The following is a 22,429-nucleotide window of genomic DNA, read 5'->3' on the forward strand; positions in this document are numbered from 1 at the left end:
GTACTCACAAGTACGTATGCGCTTCAGCGATCTTTAGATCGATAATGCTCTCGCAGTCGTTTGCTCGCTCACGTGGGTGGGTGCATCGGCTGACAGGAGCAAAGTTAGTTGAGCAAAACGTGGTACGAGCTGTCGGTCCCCGAGGTGACCACGCAGCTCGGGACGGAAGCCACCGGGCTCAGCGAGGAAACGGCGGCCGCCAGGCTCGTGCAATACGGGCCGAACGAGATCGAGTTCGAGAAGACCCCCGCCTGGGTGCGTTTTCTGCGCCAGTTCAACGACCCGATGGTCATCATCCTGCTCGTGACCGCGACCATCACCGGCATCCTTACGGCGCTCGGCGCCCACATGCTGCCGGACACCATCGTGATTACCGGCGTCGTCCTGCTGAATTCGATCCTGGGTTTCGTGCAGGAGGGCAAGGCCGAGGGCGCGCTCGAAGCGTTGCGTAACCTCATGGTGCAGGAAGCGCTGGTCGAGCGCGAGCAGGCACGGCGCCGCATTCCGGCACGCCAGCTCGTGCCCGGCGATGTCGTCATCCTGGAAAGCGGCGACAAGATCCCGGCCGACGTGCGCTTTATCGACATCAGGGATATCCATGTCGATGAGTCTTCCCTCACCGGCGAGTCGGTGCCGGTCGGCAAGCAGGTCGGCGTGGTGAGCGGGCAGAATCTCGTTCCGGGTGACCAGGCCAACATCGGGTTCTCGGGCACTTTCCTGACGCGCGGGTCGGCCCGGGCCGTCGTCGTGGCGACCGGCCGGGAAACCGTTTTTGGTCATGTCGCCGACATGGTCGCTGCCGCCGACAGTGGCCCGACGCCCCTGCAGCGCCAGATAAAGCAATTTGTCCAGACGCTGATCGTTGCCATCCTGGTGGTCGGCGCCATCAACTTTGTCGTCGGCGCCTGGCTCGGCTACGCCATCTCCTACAGTTTTCTCGGCGCCGTTTCACTGGTCGTAGCCGCGATCCCGGAAATGCTGCCGGCGCTGGTCACTTCGATCCTGGCCCTGTCCGGGGTGGCGATGGCGGCCCGCAAAGCACTGATCCGCAGGCTGCCCGCTGCCGAGACGCTGGGCGCGACATCGGTCATCTGCTCCGACAAGACCGGCACACTTACCGAAAATCGCATGACGGTCACGCGCGTGTTTGCCGGCGGCGAACTCTACGACGTCACCGGTACCGGCTATGACGTCGAAGGCCAGTTTGTTCGCGACGAACGCCCCATGCCGCCACCTGCCAGGCCCGCACTGATGCAGCTGCTCAAGTGTGGGTTACATTGCAACAACGCGTACTTGAGCGGCACGTCGCGCGCCGGCGATCCTACCGAGCTTGCACTGAAGATTTCGGGCACCAAGGCAGAGCTGGTCGGCGATGATGTGCGCCGCCTCGACGAGATTCCGTTCGATTCGGCGGCCAAGTACATGGCGGTGCTGGTCGAAAAGGACTCACGCCGTCTGGTACTCGTGAAGGGCGCGCCGGAAGTGGTCGTTGCAATGTGCACGGATGCGATTGATGCAAACGGACAAAATGCTGCATTGGACCAGGCCGCCGAGCTTGCAATGGCCAGCAACTTCGCCCGCGACGCATTGCGCACGCTGGGCTTCGCGGTCACAGAATTGCCGGCCGACAGAGATGACTTGCGGTTCGCCGATCTCAGCACGATGAGCTATCTCGGCCTGCAAGGCATGATCGATCCGCCGCGATCGTCTGCTATTGAAGCAGTTAGTCAGTGTAAATCGGCCGGCATTCGCACGGTCATGATTACCGGAGATCATCCGGAGACAGCATTGGCGATCGCCTGCAAGATCGGTATTGACGCCGACCGGGTCGTTACGGGTACCGAGCTGGCTAACATGGACGCAGAGGAGCTGCGTGAGGTTGCCGAGCAGGTATCGGTGTTCGGCCGCGTTGCCCCCGAGCACAAAAAGGCCATCGCAGAAGCGCTGCAGGCCAATGGTCATGTCGTAGCGATGACCGGCGACGGCGTGAACGATGCGCCGGCGCTCAAGGCCGCCGACATCGGTGTCGCGATGGGTATCAGCGGTACCGAGGTGGCCAAGGAAGCGTCCGACATGGTGCTGGCAGATGACAATTTCGCAACGATCGTCGCCGCGGTCGAAGAAGGCCGCCACGCCTGGAAGAACCTGCAGAAAGCGATTCTGTATACGTTACCGACCAATGCCGCACAGGCGCTGCTGATCATGGGTGCCATCTTACTGGCCGCGTTCGTGCCGGTATTCGCTGCCCGCTTTGTGCTCGAGCCGGTGCAGATCCTGTGGGTGAACCTGCTCGACTCGGTGCTGCTGACCATGCCATTAATGATGGAGGTCAAAGAGAAAGGCCTGCTGAACCAGGCGCCGCGCAGGCCCGACACCCACATCATGAACAAGCTGTTCCTGCAGAGAGTGGTGGTGATGGGCCTGGCAATCGCGGTGCCCGGGTTCCTTATCTACCAGCACTTCGGCGCCGCAGCCGTGGTCGACGGCGTCATCGTAAACGAGCTTCTACTGACCCAGGCACAGACGGCAGCGTTCTGGGGCATACTGTTAGCGCATTTCGGTTACGTCGTATCGGCGCGCTCGATTTATGACTCGGCCTTTACGTTCAGTCCATTTTCCAATCGCTGGCTGCTCGCCGGCATCGCGCTCAGCATAGCCATTCGCCTGATCCCGACGTTCGTACCCCCGGCCGCCATGATTTTCCGCACCGCGCCGATCCCTGCCGAGTGGTGGCCGTTGATCGCGCTGTGCTTCCTGCCGAGCTTCATCGCAATCGAGACCGACAAGGCCTTGCGCAAAGCCTTTGTGCCAGGCCCCGGCACCCTGTCCGCGAGCCACCGCTCCTGACCGAAGGGGTCAAGTCTTCCCATTTCCCATTTCCCATTTCCCATTTCCGGTTTATTAGCCGGCGCTTGTGGGAAATGGGAAGACTTGACCCCTATTGACCCGCGGCTGAAGCCGCTCCTACGACGACTCATCGCGTTTTTGGTCTTGGGATTCGCGGCTGAAGCCGCTCCTACAGGTTGGCCGGGATTCCAACTTTCTGCTGTTGGGATTCGCGGCTGAAGCCGCTCCTACGATGACTCGTCGCGTTTTGGGCTTGCGACGCGGCGTGCCGTTGGAAGCGGAACCGGTTTCTGCATGGTGCCTTCTGGAAGGCCAGTGTCCGGCGCCTGCGAATCAGGTTTCGGCTAGCGCGCTTTGCAGCATTTTTATGAGCGATCGCGCCTGCTCGGCGGTCAGCTCGATTTCTGTATTACCGGTGACGCCCTCATCCGGAAAATTGGCATCACGAATATCACGCTTCGACAAATCGATGTCAGGGTGAATGCTCCAGGTCTCGACGTTGATGCATTTGCCATGAATCCCCGGCGTGATCTCGATTAAGCCTTTGCGATGCCCGATGGTGTCGCATTTTATTCGGTTCGACATGTGCTCCTGTCCTTTTCTACCGGTCGCGTGACCCCCCTCAGCCGATTATTCTGCATTACCGACGTTTTCGTGAACAGCGGCACGTTCGGGTAACACTGGCGTCCCGCTCGGGGATTACCCGGCATGGCAAGCCGGCTTAGACCGGGTCAAGTTTCAGCCGAATCAACCATTGAGCGGCGTTCGAGCCCAGTCAATCGCCTGGCAGGCGACGCGCACTGTCTTGGACTATCTTTTGGTAATACGGTTCAGTCGCATGGGCCGGATTCGGGTAACCAGGGCGTGGCCACACTGCTGCCCCGACCCGCCAGCGGCTCAGCAAGCCGGCGCAACAAGACGAGAGCATGCAAAAGGCGATTGACAAGTTCCGCACCGAATTCATCCCGTTTACCCGGTTTATGGTGCTGTTCATCGCCGGTATGGCGCTATTAGGAGTGGTGCTTCGGGCGCTGGCCCCGGGCACGGCGCTTACTGCCTGGTTTAATAAGCTGGGTCTGCTGAATATCTACGAACAATCGCCGGTCGTGGTGTGGGCCCTGGTGGCCATCCTGTTCTATTGGATCGTGACCAAGGTCATCCAGCGTGTCTGGCCTCGGAATGATAAGGAGCGACAACTGGCGACGCTGGCGGCTTTCGATACCTTGACGCTGGAATCGGGGGAAGTACTGACGCGCAAAAATATGGCCGTAGCCAGCGCATTCCGCGAGATCTATCTCCACCTTACGCCAGTCAAGCAGAAGCAGGGCGACAGGCAGATGTTTGCTCCGGCAGCGCTGTCCGTCATCTGCTGGAATGATGACAGCGAGACGCTGCATTTGTTTTATCTGGGGTCCCGTCGTCACAACATCGTTGGTAATTTTCTGTCGCTGTCGCTGAGTCTGCCTACCGACAAGCAATCTGCTCTTCGTATACTCACCTCCATGGCAGTCGGCGCGATCGGGGGCGAGGCGGCCGGCGACCTCAAAGGCATGGAAGCCGATATAGCCGGCGCCATCAGCGAAAAGGCTGGCGAGCATACAGCAGATAAAATAGCACCGAAGAAAGACTGGAAGATCGCCGGCCTGCGACTGACACTATTGCTTGCAACCACGGGCGGCACCAAGGTCTGCGAGCTGACAACGCTGAATCATATGGCCGGCCGCTACGATTCTTTCGCAGACATTCCGCCCAGTGACAAGAAAGACACGCTGCTACTGGCGCAATTCCTTACCCAGATCGGCATCGGTGAAATTTCGCTCGAGCAAGCCGATGCCCTGAACGAACATCATAAGGATAGCCCGCGTCTGCGAGCCGATTCCGATACACTGCCGGGATTGCCTGGCGAGCTCGTGCGTGTAACCGGCAAAGGCCAGCTGCAAAAGACGACAGCAGGCCGGGCGCAGTGGACGAGACGCCTGGGATTGATTGGTCGCGCGTCGCTTTCGGCCGCGGGCGCCGTTGTCGGCTCATGGATAATACTGACACTGCTGGGTGGGCAGGCGCCGCTCAACAGCGGTTGGGCGCCGCAGCTGGCTTTGGCTGGCATTTTGCCGGGGAATCTTTCCAGAGCACCTCAACTGTCAGCCGACGCCGGCATGTATTTAATTTCAACCAGCGGTTCGCCACTCAATGTACGCGGCGAACCGAACACCGGCGCGCCGATACTCACGAAGTTGCCAAACAGGTCGTCAGTATTTGTCTGTGGCGGGGCGGAAGGCTGGAAACAGGTGCTGACCAGCCGTCAGCGAGGGTGGGTTGCCGCACGCTTTCTCAGGCCGGATATGACGCCGCTCACCCAGCAGCAGGTCACGATGCTCGCGAATCGATGTCCCTGACGGCTTATCCCTGCCGGATATGGTCACCATGAACTGCCACGGCATGCTGACTTCTCAGCCGGTGGGTAGTAGGTCGGTGAAGCCGGGCCGACCGGCAGGCCAAGCGCGAAGTTCAAGGCGTTGCCTTTTGGGATTCGCGGCTGCAGCCGCTCCTACGGGCTGCCCGGGATTCCAACTTTTTGCGCTTGGGCTACTGTAGGAGCGGCTTTAGCCGCGAATCCCAAGAGCAAGAACGCGATGAGTCATCGTGGGAGCCGCTTAGCCGCGACTCCCCTCCTGATAAGAGATTTTTCAGCCGGTAGAGTAGTAGGTCGGTGAAGCCGGGCCGACTGGCAGGCCAAGGACGAAGGTCCAGATAAAGAAGAACAGCGACCATAAAATGATGAAGGCCACCGAGTATGGCAGCATCATCGCAATCAGCGTGCCGACGCCGGCCTTTGGCACATACCTGGCGACGAAAGCCATGATGAGACCAAAGTAGCTCATCATCGGCGTGATGATGTTGGTGCTGGAATCGCCAATGCGATAAGCGGCCTGGATCACCTCGGGCGAATAACCCAGCAGCATCAGCATCGGTACGAAGATCGGCGCCGTTACGGCCCACTGCGCCGAGGCCGAGCCCAGCATCAGGTTGATGAAGGCGCACACGAGTATGAACAGGAAAAATATACCCGGACCGGTCAGTCCGATGGTTTGCAGAAAGTTTGCGCCGGCAACCGCGGTTATCGAACCCAGGTTGGTCCAACCGAAAAACTTGACGAACTGCGCAGCGAAAAACACCAGCGCGATATAAAGGCCCAGCGTGCTCATGGCATGCGCCATAGCATTGATGACATCGCGATCGTTGCGGATGGTCCCCACCACGCGGCCATAAACGATGCCGATCAGCAGGAAATACACAAAGATGATGGCGACGATGCCGCGCAGGAACGGCGAACCTGCGACCGCGCCGGTTTCCTGGTTACGCAGGATGCCGCCCTCGGGCACCACCATTGCCGCGATCACGCCGGCAAAGATCAGCGTTGCCCACAACGAGTGCCACAGGCCTTTTTTCTCCTGCGCGGAGAGCGGGTCCATGCGGTGGGCATCCTCGTCGTCGGCATCCTCGGGCTTGTCCGTGTACGGGCCCAGCGAAGGCTCGACCACCTTCAGGCTGATAAAGCTGCCGATCGCCGTAATTAAAAAGGTGCTGGCGATCATGAAAAACCAGTTGGCGCTGACGTCGACTTCATAAACCGGGTCGATCAGGCGCGCCGCTTCGGTGGTAATACCGGACAGCAGCGGGTCGACGGTGCCGATCAGCAGGTTGGCGCTGTAGCCGCCCGACACACCGGCAAAGGCGGCCGCCAGGCCGGCCAGCGGGTGCCGGCCGAGCGAGTAAAAAACCACGGCGGCCAGCGGCACCAGCACGACGTAACCCATTTCTGATGCGGTGTTGGACAACACACCGGCAAACACGATGATGATCGTCACCAGGCTCGGCGGTGCGTTCAATACCATGCCGCGGATCACCGCGGTGAGCCAGCCGGAACGTTCTGCCACGCCAACACCGAGCAACGCGACCAGTACAGTACCGAGCGGCGCGAACTCGACAAAGTTTCGCACCAGGTTGAGCACGATCATTCGCAGCCCTTCGGCATTCATCAGGCTGACGACTTCGATCATGCCGTTGGCGGCACGACCCTTGGCGCCTTCCGGGCGCGGGTCAATGACGGCAAGGTCAAAGAAGCCGAGTATTCCCGACAGCACGACCACGCCGGCCGCGAACAGGGCGAACAGCGATACCGGGTGCGGCAGTGCATTGCCCAGCCATTCCACGACGTGCAGGAACCGGGATAACCAGTTGTCTTCAGGGCGGTTCCGGGGTCGGGTTGTCATACGCGTGTGTCTTTGTCGGCGGAAAAGACGAAGCAAACGCTAAACGGCATGGGCCGTCAATGCGACAGACGCAGGCGGCGGGCGAGGCGAACCACCGGCCCGCACCGGGGGCGGGCTGAACGGCCTGCTGACGGCCCCCGCCTTCCGCCGATGCTGAATCTGTTTTTCATTGTCATTCAACAGGTTGCCAGCGCTGGCGGATGGGTCGGATTACGATTGAGGACAATTTTTCGCTGGCCGCCGGCCTGCCATGGGCGTAAACTCGTCTTACATATTAAACCGGCCCCTGACTTAAGAAGCCGGTAATAATGAAAAGGAGAGGTCAATGAAATTTCTGCTTAAGGCTCTGCTGGCGACCGGCCTGCTGTCGATGACGGCTGCCGTTAACGCAATGGTTCTGGATTTTGAAAGCATCGCTGCCGGCACCATCATCGATGATGAATTTCTCGCGTTCGGTATTACTGTCAGCGCCACTGGTGTTGGCGGTGCGCCTAACGCCGCGGTCATTTTCGATTCCAACAACCCGACCGGTGGTGACACCGACCTGGCCGCACCGTTCGCGCCGGGGCCGGGTAACACGCTGGGCGAACTGTCGCCGGGCAACCTGCTCATCCTGCAGGAAAACGATACCTGCGATGCCAACACCTGCGGCGACCCCGACGACCAGGGCGCACGGCCGGCCGGAACCATCCGCTTTGATTTCGCTAATGCAGTGCTGATCAACAGCCTGGATTTCTTCGATATCGAAGGCGCCGAGACCGGTGATGTCGTTCTTTACGGCACCAGCGGCGTACTCGCGGTTTTCGCTATTCCCTCCACCGGTGGCGACAGGCAGTGGCAGCGCCTGTTCATGAATGTCGGCGGCGTAACGGCCATGGACATCAACATGGGCGGCTCCGGTGCCATCGATAACCTGTCAGTGGTCATCCCGGTACCGGGCGCATTGCTGCTGATGCTGGGCGCGCTGGCACCGCTGGGCCTGTTCAGAAAACGGGCTGCATAGCCCTCATAAGGCATTGAAGATGAACAGCCCCGCTTTACGCGGGGCTTTTTTTTGGCCGGGACAACACGCCTGACTTTGCAAAAGCCGGCGGGCCCACTAGGCTTGGGGAATAACGAGATACAACGGGGAGGGGGCTATGACTTCCAGAACAACCGCCGTGCTGATCGGTTTAGGCACGCTGCTCGCCGCCGGCAGCGCCGGCGCTTTTCCGCAAACGCTGAATGCCTGGCAGGATCGCTATGCGGCAACGTCCGACTCGGGCAATAACGCCGGCTGCCAGCTGTGTCATGTGAATGGCAACGGTGGCAGCCCGTGGAATGGTTATGGCTGGAATATTCTCGAAGCACTCGCCGAGACCGGCTGCGATCTGAACGGTAACGGCATCGTTAGCAATGCCGAGGCCTTTTTTTGCGTCGAGCTGGAAAACTCCGACGGCACCGGCGTCGACAACATCATGGAAATCGGCGTGAGCACCCAGCCCGGCTGGACCGAAGGCCCGTTCAACACCTGGTATACGCGGAGCGGCACTGTCGATGGCAACCTGCCGCCAGATGTCATCGGCCCGCTCGATCCCGATGGCACTGAACCGCCGCCACCGCCACCACCCGAACCGCCAGACGACGATGCTGACCTGCCGCCGGGGCAGCTGAAACGCAAAACCATCGTGGTGAATCGAGGCCAATCGATCCAGCAGGCCATCGACCGCGCCCGGCCGGGCACACGTATCTATATCAAGGCCGGCACCTACCGTGAGCTGCAAAACCCGACCAACGGGCTGGAAATCTCCAAGAGCGGCATCACGCTGGTGGGTCAACGCACACCAAACAAGAAAGTCATACTCGAAAATGCCGGCAACCAGCGTAACGGGATTGTTGTCGTACCCGAAGACCGAACCGCCTGCATGAGCTGTCATTCTGACCTTGCACCGCCCTTCCCCCTGCGCGTGCGTATGCAGGAAGGCATGCAGATGCGTGACCCGATGATGCATGGCATTGAAATACGCAATATCACCATCCAGGGTTTTCGCAACAATGGGCTGTTCACCGAAAACGTTGATGGCTTTCGTATCATCGGTGTTGAATCGATCAACAACCGCAACTACGGAATATTCCCGACGCTGTCGAAGAACGGCCTGATCAGCCACAGCAAGGCAGTCGGGTCTGACCTGGACAGTGGTATCTGGGTGGAAACCTCTGAAAACGTTGTGGTGCGAAACAGCGAAGTCAGCGGCAACGTCAACGGCCTCGAAGTTTCCAACAGTGACGACATCACGCTGGCCTACAACGAGTCGCACGACAATACGGTCGGTGCGGCTATTCTGCTGCTGCCGGATATCTTTGATGATCGCCCCGGCGCCAATCGCATCGAACTGCGTGGCAACCATATTCACAGTAACAACAAGCCCAACACTGCCCGGCCCGGTTCAATCCTTTCCTTTGTACCGTCGGGAACCGGCGTTCTCTACCTGGGTGTCGACAACTCGACCATTACCAACAACCTGATCGAGAACAACGACTTTGTCGGCGTCGCCATCGCCGACTACTGTCTGACGGTAACGGCCACGCCGTTCGATTGTTTTGCCGGCATGGATTCGTCGATTACCCCGGAATTTCTTGCCGACCAGTCGGCAACCAATAACATGGTTATTGACAACGTTGTGCTCAACAACGGTACAAACGTCGATCCGGGTAATCCATTCGGTTTTGCGGCCGCCGACCTGTCACTGCTCTCGGTGGACCCTAGCAACTGTTACTCGGGCAATGTTTTCCAGACTGCGTTCTCGATTCTCGGAGTGTTACCGCCCTGCCCCTGAACCCGGGCCTGTAATCAAAAACGGCGGCAGGTCGAGAGTCTTGTGACAGTTGTTACAGCAAAATATCGATCTGGCCCCAATTTCGATTACCCAAAGAAAAGGGGCAGTTAACTGCCCCTTTTCTTCGACCTGCGGTCAAAACCGCTGTATCGGGATCACTGCGTAGTGCTGGCCACTGCGACTTTTGCCGGGACGAAGCCAAGCGCGTCTGGAAGACGAGTCGTTGTAGCCGTATTTACCCATTCGTGCGTTGCGGCTTTTAACTTCGAAAGGTCGTTTGCTTCAACTTCTCGCGGCGATTTTTCGACCGCAATTTTTCCGCCAAGGCCAAATGGCTCGGAGTAGAGCTGCTGCCCACTGCGCACGTCAAATACGATCAGCATTGAGGGGAGCATGAACTGCGGGCTGAACCCGGACACTTTCTGGACTCGATAATGGGCGGCGCGCAACAGAATCAGGTGGTCGACACCCGCCTGTACAAACGCATCCCTGACTTCGGCATCCAGAGACATCGCTGTATTCATGCCGCTGGCATCCCGGGTGTTAAGGATGGACTGCTTGAATTTTGCGGCGAGTGATTGATCCGACAGGAACCTGCCTACAGGTTGCGCCGTCACGCCTACAGCGGACAGGCTCTGTGCGAAAGTGGTAGTTACTTCCTGATCGACATCCCAGGACCCTTCGAAAACGGACTCCTGCGAACGATTCTCATTCCAGAGTACTTTGTAAACCAGTTCGTCATAGACAATTTTCTTGCCTTCAACAAAGAACGCGGCTGCCACATTGCCATTTTGCACGTCGCTGGCCACTTCCGGCGTCAGCTTTGCCGTTGAGGCACAGCCGCTGCAGATGACAGCGAGTGCTAATCCAAGTGTAAGTTTGTTAATCATGATAAATCCTCTAGTCCTGGTCGCTTTCGAAAACACTGGTCAGTATTCCGTCGGCATCGAATGTATAAATCACGGCAACTGAATCCATCATTGTCGGGCCAGATGTCTTCGTAGCGGTGTAGGTGGTAACCGTATTTGAGCCGGTCGGCAGCGCGTAAACCAGGCCGGTCAGTTCAGGTTTCTGGCGATAGCCCCAGTATTCAAGCGAATCGTCAGTTTCACGATTGGCAGGAAATCCGAGCACGTTGGCAACTTCACTTTTATGAGTTGCCCCAACCCTGAATGTGGTTTGTTCCAGGTCCACCACGTTGCCAATAGTTGAAGCGCAGCCAACCAGGGCAATAGTGAGTGTACTTATGGCAATTCGAATCGCCGAGCGTGTTGACATGACAACCTGCCTCGTGAGGGTAAAAACGGTCTAACTCTATAATGACCGCTCAGCTGAAAATGTGACTCGAGTCCTGTTTCCGGGCCGCCGGCCCATTGGGAACAAGAGCAGAATGGCGAAGAGGGGGGTCAAACAAACATTCTGTAAAACACGTGTTGCATCGACTCTCGGTTCGACGCAGTTGCAACCGGTCTTTTTAGATTCTGTTTAGCTGCATGATCTTCGGCTTAAGACTGAGTCCGGCCTTGTAGATTTCATACGCGATATACTCGGCCGGAACCCGCACCGGTGAGGTTACGTCATGACGACGGAATGGCACATCAAGGGCCCGCAGTTTACCAACTGTAATTGCGATTACGGCTGCCCCTGTCAATTCAACGCAATGCCAACCTCCGGTCGCTGTTATGCGATTGCTGCAGGCCGCATAGAGGACGGTCACTATGGAGATGTCAGCCTGGAAGGCCTGAAATGGGCATCAATCCTCAGCTGGCCCGGACCTATTCATGAAGGCCAGGGTTCGGTGCAAATCATTATTGACAAGAATGCGGATGAACAACAGCGCGAGGCGTTGCTGGCGATCCTGTCCGGTGCGGATACCGAGCCCGGTGCAACCCACTTCAATGTTTTTGCCTCCACAATGACAACGTTGCACGATCCGCTGTTTATGCCAATCGACATCAAAGTCGATGTGGACGGGCGCACCGCCACCGTTCGGGTAGAAGGCGTTATCGAGGCGCAAGGCGAACCGATCCGTAATCCGGTGACTGGCGCGGCACATCGTGCGCAGATCAGCATGCCCGAAGGCTTCGAGTACGTTACCGCGGAAATTGGCAGTGGCAAGACGACAACAACAGGTGCAATCCCATTGACGATGGACAGCACTCATGCCCACTGGGCGGTGCTGAACATGAACCAGAGCGGTGTGATTCGCTGATAATTCATTGGTGTCGCCCGACGCACTCGAGTCGCTGTTAAAGCGTGACAGGCTGATCGTTGCAGCAGGCCTGCTGGGTATCGTCCTGCTTGCCTGGATTTACACGCTGGCCGGCGTCGGCATGGGCATGAATGCCTGGGAAATGACGGCCATGACCCCGCTTCCCGGCCAGCAATCATCGATGATGATGCAGTCTGCCGTCTGGTCGTTCGGGTACGCGGCACTGATGGTTGCCATGTGGTGGGTGATGATGGTCGCCATGATGCTGCCCAGCGCGGCCCCGATGATTCTGCTGTTTGCACATGTGCATCGCCAAAAACCGGACCAGACCTCTCCCGCCGTGCCGGTAGGCATTTTCGTGCTGGGTTACCTGGTTGTCTGGGCTTTATTCAGCGTGCTGGCAACGGGCCTGCAGTGGCTGCTGCAGCAAAGTGAATTGATTTCGCCGATGCTCAACAGCACCAGCCAGTTGCTTGGCGGCGGTTTGCTGATCGCGGCCGGCCTTTATCAGCTGACACCGCTAAAACAAGCCTGCCTCAAACACTGCCGTACGCCCTTCTCCTTTGTAATGCAGCACTGGCGTCAGGGTAATGCCGGCGCGTTTGTGATGGGGCTGGAACACGGCGCGTTTTGCCTGGGCTGCTGCTGGATCCTGATGGCGCTGCTGTTTGTCGGCGGCGTGATGAACCTTTACTGGATCGCCGGCCTTGCGTTGTTTGTCCTGCTGGAGAAAACGATACCGCGTGGTCACCGGGTGGGCATGGCAACCGGCATCCTGCTGGTCATCTGGGGCGTAGTGCTTATCCGGATGTAGCCAGTTTCGACTGCCCGCATCCTGCCCACTCGCCATGCACGTGCGTGAGACAACCACGTTGCCAGGGCGACTTTCCCCGGGGTGCCGGTATGAGCCGGCCTGTCGGTGCCCGGCCCGCGCCTATTTCTTCATGCGCACCAGCGGTTTGAAACCACCAAAGAACATGCGTTGCAGGTCGAACGGCAGTTTTTTTGCATCCTTGAACTCCTGCAGACGCGGGTCTTCCATTACCAGTTGATTGATACGGTCGCGGGACTTGCGCGACCGGTACACAATCCAGGAGAACGCGGCCACTTCGGTGCGCTTGAGCTTGAGCGCCTGCGGGAAGGACGTGACTTTGCCCTTCTGCACGTCTTCCGCGATGCATTCGACATACTCGAGCGCGCCGTGCTCGAGCCAGATCTTGCCGGCCTTGCGCGCCATACGCCGGTATTCATCGACCCGCGCTTTCTTTACCGGTACCACGTAACCATCGACATAGGCCATCTCTATCTCCCCCAAACAAGACGCACGATCAACCTGACTTTAGCAGAGGCGGAAAGATTTGCTGCGAGAAACGCCCCGGCAGAATGGGGACAGTACATGTACAGGCATACATGTACTGCCCCCAATATGCAGTAGACTGGCACTCTGTTTCACAGGCTTTCCACGGTGCCGTCATGCTGGTTTTTGCTGTCGCTGTTTCTGTTGTCCTGGTAGTGAGCTTCATGTGCTCGATTTTCGAATCGGTGCTGCTGTCGATCAACCACGCCCAGATTGAATCGCTGGACACCAGGCACCCGACTGCCAGCCGGCTGCTTGCCGGGTTCAAGCGCGATATCGACACACCGATTGCGGCGATACTGATCGTCAACACCGCTGCTCATACCGTTGGTGCCGCGGTGGCTGGCGCCAGCTATTCCGAGGTGTTCAGCCCGCAGACGCTGTGGTTGTTCACAATCGTGTTTACTCTTGCCGTGCTGCTGCTAACCGAAATTGTGCCAAAGACTGCCGGCGTGGTGTTTACCAAGGCACTGGCGATACCCGTTGCCCATGGCATTCGCGCATTGACGTTTGGCCTGGGCCCACTGGTCCATTTGAGTAGCTCGATTTCGCGTGCCCTGCGCGGCAGTCGCAAGCAGCCGGTGACCTCTATTGAGGAAATCCGCCTGATGGCCGCCGTCGGTCGCAACGAAGGCGTCGTCGGCGCGCAGACCGCCGGGATGATCGTCGGGGCTACGCGACTGCGCCAGCTTACTGCGGCCGATGTCATGGTGCCGCGCTCGGCGATAACTTATATGACAGCAAGCCTTGGCCGCGACGAAGTAGCACAGATTATCGAAACATCGGGTTACAGCCGCTTCCCTTACACACCGACCGGCGACCTCGACCAGGTTGCGGGCACCGTCTATACCAAGGAAATCCTGCACTGGCTGCAGGCCAATCCCGACGTGGAGATTGACTGGCAGGACCTGGTGCACGAGCCGTTTATCATTCCCGAGGGCAAGGCGCTCGACCGGTTGCTGTGGAGTTTCCAGCAGATAAAGCGGCACCAGGCACTGGTGGTGGATGAGTACGGCGGCATGGAAGGACTGGTGACGCTGGAAGACATTCTCGAGGAAATCGTCGGCGAGATCGACGATGAAAGCGACCCGGTCACTGAACAGATCTGGCCACAGAGCGATGGCTCACTGCATGCTCACGCCTCGGTCGAACTGCGCAGCCTGTGCCGCCATCTGGGTATTCGCCGGACGCCCGGCATCGACGCCATCACGCTGGGCGGGTTGCTCAACGAACAACTTGGCCACCTGCCAAAGAAAGGCGATGTGGTCGAGTGGCGCGACTATCGCTTTGAAGTACTCAGCGCCGGCCCGCGCCGCGCCGAGCGTGTCGAGATCCGCCGCATCATCTCGTGACGCGGGCGCGCTGGTCAGCCGGCAGACCCTGCTCGCCTGCTTAGCCCCCAAATTGAAAGAACCACGGCGACAAACGAAGCCAGCGCAACGCTGCCAAGAAGGATCGCGACCAGTGTTTCTGCCATCGCCGACCCCTTCGCTCCGGCGGACGCAACCGGCGTCGTCTTTCCGGCGCCCGCAAGGGCACCCACCAGGCAACCCAGCCAGTTGATGTAACCGGAATACAACCATGACCAGAACATGATCTGGAGCTGACGCGGCGACAGATTGAATTCCTGCCAGATTGCACCGATAGCAATAAACAGGACGCCGCTCAGAATTCCTATCGTGTGAGCAGACAGTCCAAGCCGCGGTATTGGCATGGACGGGATAAACAACCCGGACATGAGCGCAAGCAGGATCAGGATGAAGCCATGCCTGATGATCGCTTTACTCACGAATTGCTCCTTTGAACAAAGTGATCAGCGCGCATGAAAAGCGTCGCTCAGGGGGTCAGCTTCAGCAAACGCCCGCCATCGCGGTCTTCCAGCAGCCACAGGGCGCCGCCCGGCCCCTGCTCCACTTCGCGAATTCGTTTGCCCATGCTGAAGCGCTCTGCCTCGTTTGCTTTTTCGCCATCAAACTCAATCCGGATCAGCGCCTGCGAGCGCAGGCCGCCAATGAACGCGGAACCTTGCCAGTCAGGGAACGTCTTGCCGGAATAAAACACCAGCCCGGCCGGCGCGATTGTCGGCACCCATGAGATGGCCGGCGCGGCAAATTCCGGCCGCGTGTCGTGATCGGGAATCGGTTCGCCGCTGTAGTGGTCGCCGTCGGAGACAATCGGGTAACCGTAGTTTTCTCCGGGGACGATCAGGTTCAGCTCATCGCCATGCAGCGGTCCCATTTCGTTGTTCCAAAGGCGCCCCTCGCTATCGAATGCCAGGCCCAGCGGGTTGCGGTGCCCCAGTGACCAGATCTGGGCTGTTACATCACCGCGATCGGCAAAGGGGTTGTCATCGGGCACAGATCCATCATCGTGCAGACGCACAATCTTGCCGAGGTTTCCGGTCATATCCTGAGCCGGGTCAAACTTCTGCCGTTCACCGCTGGAAATAAACAGGTAGCCGTCCTTATCGAACGCCATGCGGTGACCGTAGTGACCATCGTCGGTTACCTTTGGAATCTGCCGCCACACCACCTCGACATCTTCCAGACGCCCGCGCATCCGCTTCGCGTCGTATACCAGCTGCGCGCGTGCGACTGCCGCACCACGCGTGTTGCCCACACCTGACTCGGCATAGCTGAGATAGATGAGGTTATTGTCATCGAACTGCGGATGCAGGATGACATCGCCGAGACCGCCCTGGCCGCGATAAGCTACATCGGGCACGTCTTCGATTGGCAACGACTTGCCGCCATCCTGCGTGACGACAAACAGGCGGCCGCGCTTTTCCGTAACGAGCAGCTTGCCGTCCGGCATGAATGTCATCGCCCACGGTTCATTGAATTCGGCGACGGGTGTCACGGTAAATGGCAGGTTTGACGGCTGCTGTGCTGCTGCGCACGCAGCCAGGCCGGCTGCCAGTAATATGGCTGGGGTTCGATACATTAAATGCGTCCGTTTCAAGCTTGTTCCAGACTGGTCTTTTTACCGCAAAGTGGCTGGTATGACAAAGGGGCAGGCACGAACAGTTGCTATGGCAGGTCGAGCAGTATCCGCTCCAGGTCACTGCCGTCGGTCTGAACGTACCACAGCTGACTGTAGTTTCTGGCGCCGCTCAACAAGTCATTCCTGATAAACAAAACACCGTCGCCGCGGTGCCGCCAGGTCGGCGAATCCAGATACGCATGCAGCCACACAATTTCTCTTGTCAGCAGTCGGCTTTTGGTGTCATTGACGTACAACCCGTAACCGGCCACCTCCTCCCACCTTTGCTGCCCCGGCTTGTCCCGTTTGCCGCACGCTACCAGCAGCAGGCCGTCGCCGGAGACTTCGGACATCGGGTGAGGTGAGGTCCATGCGGCGATCTCTCCGGTAATCCCCGCCTCCGGCGACAGCGTAAATGGCAGCGGCCCCTGGTAGGCGCCGCTTGCGATATCAACTACACCACCGTAGTAGTACAGCTCGCTTTCGTCACGGGAAACCGCGACGCCGTTGATTGCGTAGGCGTGCATTTGCGTGATCTTTCTAATGTCAGTGCCGTTGAGCTTCATTGAATAAAAATCCACGTCATGCGGCCTTGCCGCGGCAACCGGCGAATAGGACCGGAATATGCCGGCACTGCTGTAGTAAATCCGCTGACCGTCAGCAGCGATGACGAAATCCAGCACGTTATTTGTGCCCGGCCCACCTGAGGTCACCGACTGCACGTTACTGCCGTCAACGTCCATCGCGTACAGGTAGCTCTTGTCACGCGACGAGCGCCTGATGAAATAGATCTGCTGGTTGTCCGGGCTGAACACTACCCGTTGAAAAATTGCGTTGTCATCTGCGCGCCGGATCACCTTCACATCGTCGCCATCGATACCCGAGGTGGCAACATAGGTATTGTCTTCGTCGCAATAGCTGAACAGCAGCATGCCGTCGTCAGAAGACACGTCAACGGACTGGATGCCGGGGAAATTGCAGCGCGCCTTTTTGCCGATGAACTGACCGGGAACACACGCGACCAGCAGCGACAGCAACACGAGTGTAAGCGAGCCGTGGCCGATAAGCCGACGGATTGCCGTACGATCAGTCGCCAGACGCATTGCGCCACCTCTACGCGGCTTTATGTTCACTCTTCTATAGTTATTGGGGCAAATACAAAGGGGTCAAGTCTTCCCATTTCCCATTCCCCCCGGGGGAAATGGGAAATGGGAAATGCGAAGACTTGACCCCTTTGTGCAGCTTCAGGTGGTGAGCCGGTCCAGGGTGCTGATGGCAAAGCCCGTGCCGGCCTCGGCAAAGAAGCTGTGCGTGACATCACAACCGGCTTCGGCCATTTTGTCGCGCTCCTCGGCATACAGGTAGGTGGCGCTGATTAAACCCTCGAAGCCGCGCTTGCGTAACTGCCGGCAAGCGAACAGCTTCGCTTCGAGATCTGGTACGGCCAGCAGAATGGCGCTGATGTTTTCGGTATTGAGCAGTTCGTTAAAGTTTGGATCTTCCAGGTCACCGTAAATTACCCGCCGCCCGTCTGCTATGTGCCGCTCGATCTTTGCCGGATCATTATCGATGCCGACGACGTGTTTGCCGTGTTCGTGCAGGTAAATATAGGCGCCCGTCCCGGTACGCCCCATTCCCATGATGACGATATCGGCATCACCGAGTGAGATCGGCGAGTCATCAGGGTGACGGCGCTCGGATTCAAAACGCGTCAGCAAATGTTCGTAGCGTTCAAATATTTTGTGCGCGATCCGATTGAGTGGCGCGCTGATGGCAAACGATAGAGCCACAATCAAAGCAGCAAAAACCAGCCACTGGCTGTCCAGCAGGCCGGCATTCGTGGCATTGCTGGCGACAATAAGGCCAAACTCGCTGTAGCTCGCCAGGCTTAGCGAAGCAATAAAGCTCGACCGTGCCCGCAAACCCACGCGCAGCAACAGCCAGAAAAACAACGCTGCCTTGACCGGCATCAGCAGCGTGGCCAGGCCGGCAAGCACCAAAACCTCGGTTGTCGGCGGACCACTCAGGCCGATGCTCAGGAAAAAGCCGATAAGCAGGAATTCTTTAAGTCCCCAGATTGCCTTGCTCAGCTCCTGCGCACGGCGGTGGTCCGACAGCAGCGTGCCAAGCACCAACGCACCCAGCTCGTTACCGAGCCCCAGCGTTTCGAAGGCCCAGCCGCCTGCGGCAAGCGCGAGCACGGCGCCGAACAGCACGAGTAACTCGTCGTGACCAACCAGGTCCAGTACGCGAGCGAGCAGCGGCCGCGCCAGCGGCAGCAACAAGACGAGCAGTGCGTATGGTGAAGGGCTGTGACCACTGGTTGCCGCGAGCAATGCCACCGCAACGACATCCTGTACGATGAGAATGCCTATCGAGACCCGGCCATGGAAGGCACGCAGTTCGCGCCGCGATTCCAGCATCTTGGCGGCCAGCACGGTGCTGGAAAAACCCAATGCCGTGCCGAGAATCAGTGCGATTGGCCAGTCCAGCCCGCCAACGTAGTGCAGCGATGCGCCGGCCACCAGCGCCATGACCGCGAGGTGCAGCAATGCCGTGCCCCAGACTTCGAAACGCACCAGGTTCCTGAAGCGTAGTTTGAGCCCGACAGCGAACAGCAGCAGCAGTACGCCGGCCTCGGAAAGCTCAAGCAGCATTGGCGTCGGCTCGATGCCGGCCGCACCAAAGGCAAAACCCGCGGCCAGAAAACCTACCAGCGGCGGCATACCAACCTGTTTAACCAGCACACCCATAGCGAATGCACCGGCCAGCCACAATGCGAGCACGCTAAACCTCCCTCTGCGTGCTTGCGAGAATATCACTTTACAAACCGGGCATACTATTTCCCGATGTGGGTTCAGCATTCCGCGGCTTGCGCGGATAGCGCGGATAGCGATCAGGCGATCGACATGGAGCAATTGTTGCGAAACAACATGGACTGACACATACAAAGTGATTCGCTGTAAACTGCATTCTCAATGGCGACAAGAAACTCCAGGTTTTCCGGGCTGCGCATCTGCCTGCTTACCTGCCAGGAACTTGATGCAAAGCACTACCCGGAAGACGACTGGCCGTGCGACCCGCGACCGCACCTGCCCGAAGCCGACTGGAGCCTGGTGACGCTGGAAGAAAAGCGCACCGCAGCACGCACCGTGCGCTCACTGGTCGAAAGCGACGAGTACGACGTGTTTTTCAATATGTGCGACGCTTCAGCGGAGGAGGACGAGCCAGGTATTGGCGTGGTCAGGGCATTGGAGCGTCTCGGCGTGCCGTTTACCGGTGCTGCTTCCAACTGCTTCGAGCCCACGCGACGACAGATGAAGCGCGCCTGCCACGAACTTGGAATCGCCACACCGCGACACGTGTTTGCCCGAAAGAAAGCAGACCTGAAACGCGCAGCGGAAAAACTGCGTTTCCCGATGATCGTCAAACACCACAACAGCTATGCCAGTGTCGGACTGAGCCGGGCCTCGAAGGTGCAGACGCCGGCCGGGCTGCGAAGGCAGGCGAAAAAGATAATGTCACGCTACGGTGCCGCGCTTATCGAGGAGTATATCGACGGCATCGAATGCACCGTGCTGGTAGCAGAAAACCCGGGCAAGCCGGATGAACCGATCACTTACCCGGCCATGCAATATGGTTTTCCCGAGGGCGACAGCTTCAAGCACGAGGCGCTCAAGTGGGAAGACTTTGACGGCCTGACCTGCTTCCCGGTCAAAGACAGGAACCTGGGGCAACGCATGCGTGATGAGTCAGCGCAGTTTTTCCGTCATTTTGACGCGGCCGGTTTTGCACGCTGCGATATCCGTGTCGACCGGAACGGTACGCCCTACATGCTGGAGATCAACCCCAACTGCGGAATCTATTATCCGGATGACGCGCTGGCCAGCGCCGACCTTTGCATCATGCAGCATTCAGCTGGCCACGCCGGTTTCACCCGCCGGCTGGTGCGCGCCGCGCTGGTGCGTCACACCTGAACAAGTAGGGAACAGGAACACGGGTTCCTGTTCCCTTACGGTTTAATCGTCCCCGGGCGCATCAGCGCAATGCCAGGCGATGAACTTCCAGCTCTTGCCGTCTTTCGCCAGGATGTCGGTGCATTTGCCGTGCGAGGTTTCGTGCTCGCCCTTGCGGTCCTCGGTAGCGTTCGAGTAGTAATAGTGCGCTACAGCCGTCGATCCATGCACGACAATGGCAGTTGGGCTGTATTCCGAAACATGGTTGCGCCCACCGGAGAAATTGTACTTGTCCCAACGCTGGATACTGTCGCGATTACGTGGCATCGGGTAGCTGCCCCACACCATGGCATCTGCAAAAACCCACTTCTTTGACCAGTTGGCATCACGCGCATCGATATCCTTATATGAATCGATAACAACCTGCCAGACCGCGCTCTGTTCCTTGGACCAGTCCTGTGCGGTCGCCACTCCGGTGATGAGCATCGCGCACACTAATGCCGCGATGAATTTACCTGTCGTCATACCTGTATCCCCTTTATATGAAGTGCGCCGTCGTCTTTTTAGCGACAGCATGGTTGTTTTGAATGCGATGCAGCATGCATCACGCCTGTCAAGCATAGTCCACGCTGACAGAATTGCCAGCCGCAAGGCGGCTATCTGTTAACGCGCGCTTGTCTGCGAGGCTCTTTCTTGACCGTCAATACGCAGCGGGAGCAGACTCGGGTGACACGCATTCCTCAAGTCTTTGCGACCCGGGGTTGTTGAGGAATCAGCATGACCAGCAAAGATACCTGTTGCACTCTCGCGCCATATTTCACTATTCAAAAAGGCAAGATCGACGACTTCAAAACGCTGTGTGAGAGGTTTGTCGAACTGACGGAAACCGAGCCGAAGTGTATGTTTTATGGCTTCAGCTTTGACGGGCAGAGCGCCCACTGCTGCGAAGGGTACATCGATGCTGATGGCATACTCGCGCATCTCGAAAATGTGGGGGACGCCCTGCAGGAAGCGTTACAGATTGCCGACCTGGAGCGGCTGGAGGTTCACGGCCCGGACAGTGAGCTGGCAAAACTGCAGGCGCCGCTCAGTGAGCTGAGCCCGCAATATTTCAGGCTGGAATACGACTTCCGGCGCCACTGACAGTCGAGCGGGCCGCGGCAGTGCTTGATAACTGCCGGCGTGCTTATTTAAGCCGGCTGCGGTCCATCTTGCGAACCCGGAGCAACTTTGGCGCGCGACGCTGCCGGCGGCGGGCGAGAAGACCGGTCATAACGAGCAGGCCGATAGCAATCAGCACAATCGACCCGGGTTCGGGGACGCTGGTCACCGCGGCGGTACGAAAATACGCCGACACGTGCGAGATATCCTTGGGGTTGCCCGAGGCAGCATTGATAAACGGCGTCAGGTAATCGCCAGCTGTGGTATTTGGCGTGATGAGATAGCCGACGTAAGAATCCGGCTCGCCATTGCCGCTCTTGAGCACCAGCATCAGGCTGCTGACACCCATGGTGTTCCAGATATCATCGATCGACCACTGGCCGCTGATCGTGTCGCCGACGAGAGACAGACCAATGTCCATATCCTGGTCGCTGTCCATTGCTTTCGCCGCAAAAATCCAGTCATCAAAACCAAACATCATGTCCTGGTTGACCTGGTATTGCGAAGCGTCGCCGCCCAACCGATCGTTGTTTGTCGAGCCAATCTGGCAGCCATCGCTGGCGCTGACGTTATCGTCTATCGACGGACTGTAACCAACATCTGCCGGACAAAACGCTGCGCTCGCGCCGGCCGTATTGGCGAATACGGTTACAGACACAATGGCGATCGCGAGTGTCGCAAATCTTGCAGCCTTTGAGGTTATGTTCAGCATCGTCGAATATTTACTCCTGTCTACCCGATAACAGTTGCAAGAAATATGCCGCAACGATAACTGTTTGACCCTGCGACTATTGTGGTTACCGTTACAACAACTGCTGTAAAAG

20 protein-coding genes are annotated in these 22,429 nt (G+C 58.4%); 9 read left to right on the plus strand and 11 right to left on the minus strand.

What is annotated here, in order from left to right; translation table 11 throughout:
• Positions 1–108: 108 nt before the first annotated feature.
• Complete coding sequence (locus HKN06_04685) at positions 109–2,847, plus strand: HAD-IC family P-type ATPase (GenBank protein NNF60612.1); 2,739 nt, start codon at positions 109–111, stop codon at positions 2,845–2,847.
• 333 nt (positions 2,848–3,180) lie between these two features.
• Here the strand turns inward: HKN06_04685 and HKN06_04690 are convergent, their stop codons facing one another.
• Entirely contained in the window at positions 3,181–3,432 is a 252-nt protein-coding gene (locus HKN06_04690) for a hypothetical protein (GenBank protein NNF60613.1), read from the minus strand.
• A 341-nt stretch (positions 3,433–3,773) separates the two neighbouring features.
• Here HKN06_04690 and HKN06_04695 point away from each other — a divergent pair, with 341 nt between their 5' ends.
• Positions 3,774–5,243 (plus strand): SH3 domain-containing protein, encoded by a 1,470-nt coding sequence (locus tag HKN06_04695; GenBank protein ID NNF60614.1) that lies wholly within the window; start codon positions 3,774–3,776, stop codon positions 5,241–5,243.
• A 291-nt stretch (positions 5,244–5,534) separates the two neighbouring features.
• On the opposite strand, the gene HKN06_04700 is transcribed toward HKN06_04695, so the two are convergent.
• A complete protein-coding gene (locus HKN06_04700; GenBank protein NNF60615.1) occupies positions 5,535–7,121 on the minus strand; it encodes an AbgT family transporter in 1,587 nt (528 codons plus the stop codon).
• A gap of 325 nt (positions 7,122–7,446) precedes the next feature.
• On the opposite strand from HKN06_04700, the gene HKN06_04705 reads away from it, so the two are divergent.
• Both HKN06_04705 and HKN06_04710 read left to right on the plus strand, forming a co-directional pair.
• Positions 7,447–8,124 carry a thrombospondin type 3 repeat:Cna B-type gene (locus HKN06_04705; protein ID NNF60616.1) on the plus strand — a complete coding sequence of 226 codons (678 nt, stop codon included), beginning with the start codon at positions 7,447–7,449 and terminating at the stop codon, positions 8,122–8,124.
• Positions 8,125–8,260: 136 nt separating this feature from the next.
• A complete protein-coding gene (locus HKN06_04710; protein ID NNF60617.1) occupies positions 8,261–9,937 on the plus strand; it encodes a hypothetical protein in 1,677 nt (558 codons plus the stop codon).
• Between the two features lie 155 nt (positions 9,938–10,092).
• Here HKN06_04710 and HKN06_04715 read toward each other — a convergent pair whose 3' ends face one another.
• Together HKN06_04715 and HKN06_04720 are read right to left on the minus strand one after the other, a co-directional pair.
• The gene (locus HKN06_04715; protein ID NNF60618.1) at positions 10,093–10,827 is read right to left on the minus strand and encodes a hypothetical protein; all 735 of its coding nucleotides are present in this window, start codon (positions 10,825–10,827) and stop codon (positions 10,093–10,095) included.
• A 10-nt stretch (positions 10,828–10,837) separates the two neighbouring features.
• On the minus strand, positions 10,838–11,215 hold the full coding sequence (locus HKN06_04720) for a hypothetical protein (protein ID NNF60619.1): 378 nt from the start codon (positions 11,213–11,215) through the stop codon (positions 10,838–10,840).
• A gap of 301 nt (positions 11,216–11,516) precedes the next feature.
• Here HKN06_04720 and HKN06_04725 point away from each other — a divergent pair, with 301 nt between their 5' ends.
• Both HKN06_04725 and HKN06_04730 read left to right on the plus strand, forming a co-directional pair.
• Entirely contained in the window at positions 11,517–12,149 is a 633-nt protein-coding gene (locus HKN06_04725) for a DUF1326 domain-containing protein (protein NNF60620.1), read from the plus strand.
• Between the two features lie 7 nt (positions 12,150–12,156).
• Positions 12,157–12,963 carry a DUF2182 domain-containing protein gene (locus tag HKN06_04730; GenBank protein ID NNF60621.1) on the plus strand — a complete coding sequence of 269 codons (807 nt, stop codon included), beginning with the start codon at positions 12,157–12,159 and terminating at the stop codon, positions 12,961–12,963.
• A gap of 120 nt (positions 12,964–13,083) precedes the next feature.
• On the opposite strand, the gene HKN06_04735 is transcribed toward HKN06_04730, so the two are convergent.
• Positions 13,084–13,449, minus strand: coding sequence for a DUF1428 family protein (locus HKN06_04735; protein NNF60622.1), 366 nt, complete (start codon positions 13,447–13,449; stop codon positions 13,084–13,086).
• Positions 13,450–13,622: 173 nt separating this feature from the next.
• Here HKN06_04735 and HKN06_04740 point away from each other — a divergent pair, with 173 nt between their 5' ends.
• A complete protein-coding gene (locus HKN06_04740) occupies positions 13,623–14,858 on the plus strand; it encodes an HlyC/CorC family transporter (GenBank protein ID NNF60623.1) in 1,236 nt (411 codons plus the stop codon).
• Positions 14,859–14,872: 14 nt separating this feature from the next.
• On the opposite strand, the gene HKN06_04745 is transcribed toward HKN06_04740, so the two are convergent.
• The 4 genes from HKN06_04745 to HKN06_04760 form a co-directional block, all read right to left on the minus strand.
• A complete protein-coding gene (locus HKN06_04745) occupies positions 14,873–15,295 on the minus strand; it encodes a hydrogenase (protein ID NNF60624.1) in 423 nt (140 codons plus the stop codon).
• 47 nt (positions 15,296–15,342) lie between these two features.
• Complete coding sequence (locus tag HKN06_04750; GenBank protein ID NNF60625.1) at positions 15,343–16,449, minus strand: PQQ-dependent sugar dehydrogenase; 1,107 nt, start codon at positions 16,447–16,449, stop codon at positions 15,343–15,345.
• A gap of 86 nt (positions 16,450–16,535) precedes the next feature.
• Entirely contained in the window at positions 16,536–17,591 is a 1,056-nt protein-coding gene (locus tag HKN06_04755; protein ID NNF60626.1) for a hypothetical protein, read from the minus strand.
• A 141-nt stretch (positions 17,592–17,732) separates the two neighbouring features.
• Positions 17,733–19,352 carry a cation:proton antiporter gene (locus tag HKN06_04760; GenBank protein ID NNF60627.1) on the minus strand — a complete coding sequence of 540 codons (1,620 nt, stop codon included), beginning with the start codon at positions 19,350–19,352 and terminating at the stop codon, positions 17,733–17,735.
• Between the two features lie 114 nt (positions 19,353–19,466).
• Between HKN06_04760 and HKN06_04765 the strand changes: the two genes are divergently transcribed.
• Positions 19,467–20,465, plus strand: coding sequence for an ATP-grasp domain-containing protein (locus HKN06_04765; GenBank protein NNF60628.1), 999 nt, complete (start codon positions 19,467–19,469; stop codon positions 20,463–20,465).
• Between the two features lie 42 nt (positions 20,466–20,507).
• Here the strand turns inward: HKN06_04765 and HKN06_04770 are convergent, their stop codons facing one another.
• On the minus strand, positions 20,508–20,969 hold the full coding sequence (locus HKN06_04770; protein ID NNF60629.1) for a DUF4440 domain-containing protein: 462 nt from the start codon (positions 20,967–20,969) through the stop codon (positions 20,508–20,510).
• Positions 20,970–21,221: 252 nt separating this feature from the next.
• On the opposite strand from HKN06_04770, the gene HKN06_04775 reads away from it, so the two are divergent.
• Complete coding sequence (locus HKN06_04775; protein NNF60630.1) at positions 21,222–21,587, plus strand: hypothetical protein; 366 nt, start codon at positions 21,222–21,224, stop codon at positions 21,585–21,587.
• Positions 21,588–21,630: 43 nt separating this feature from the next.
• Here the strand turns inward: HKN06_04775 and HKN06_04780 are convergent, their stop codons facing one another.
• Entirely contained in the window at positions 21,631–22,317 is a 687-nt protein-coding gene (locus HKN06_04780) for a PEP-CTERM sorting domain-containing protein (protein NNF60631.1), read from the minus strand.
• Between the last annotated feature and the right edge of the window lie 112 nt (positions 22,318–22,429).

It is taken from the genome of Gammaproteobacteria bacterium, assembly GCA_013003425.1.
GTDB lineage: Bacteria > Pseudomonadota > Gammaproteobacteria > Steroidobacterales > JABDKV01 > JABDJB01.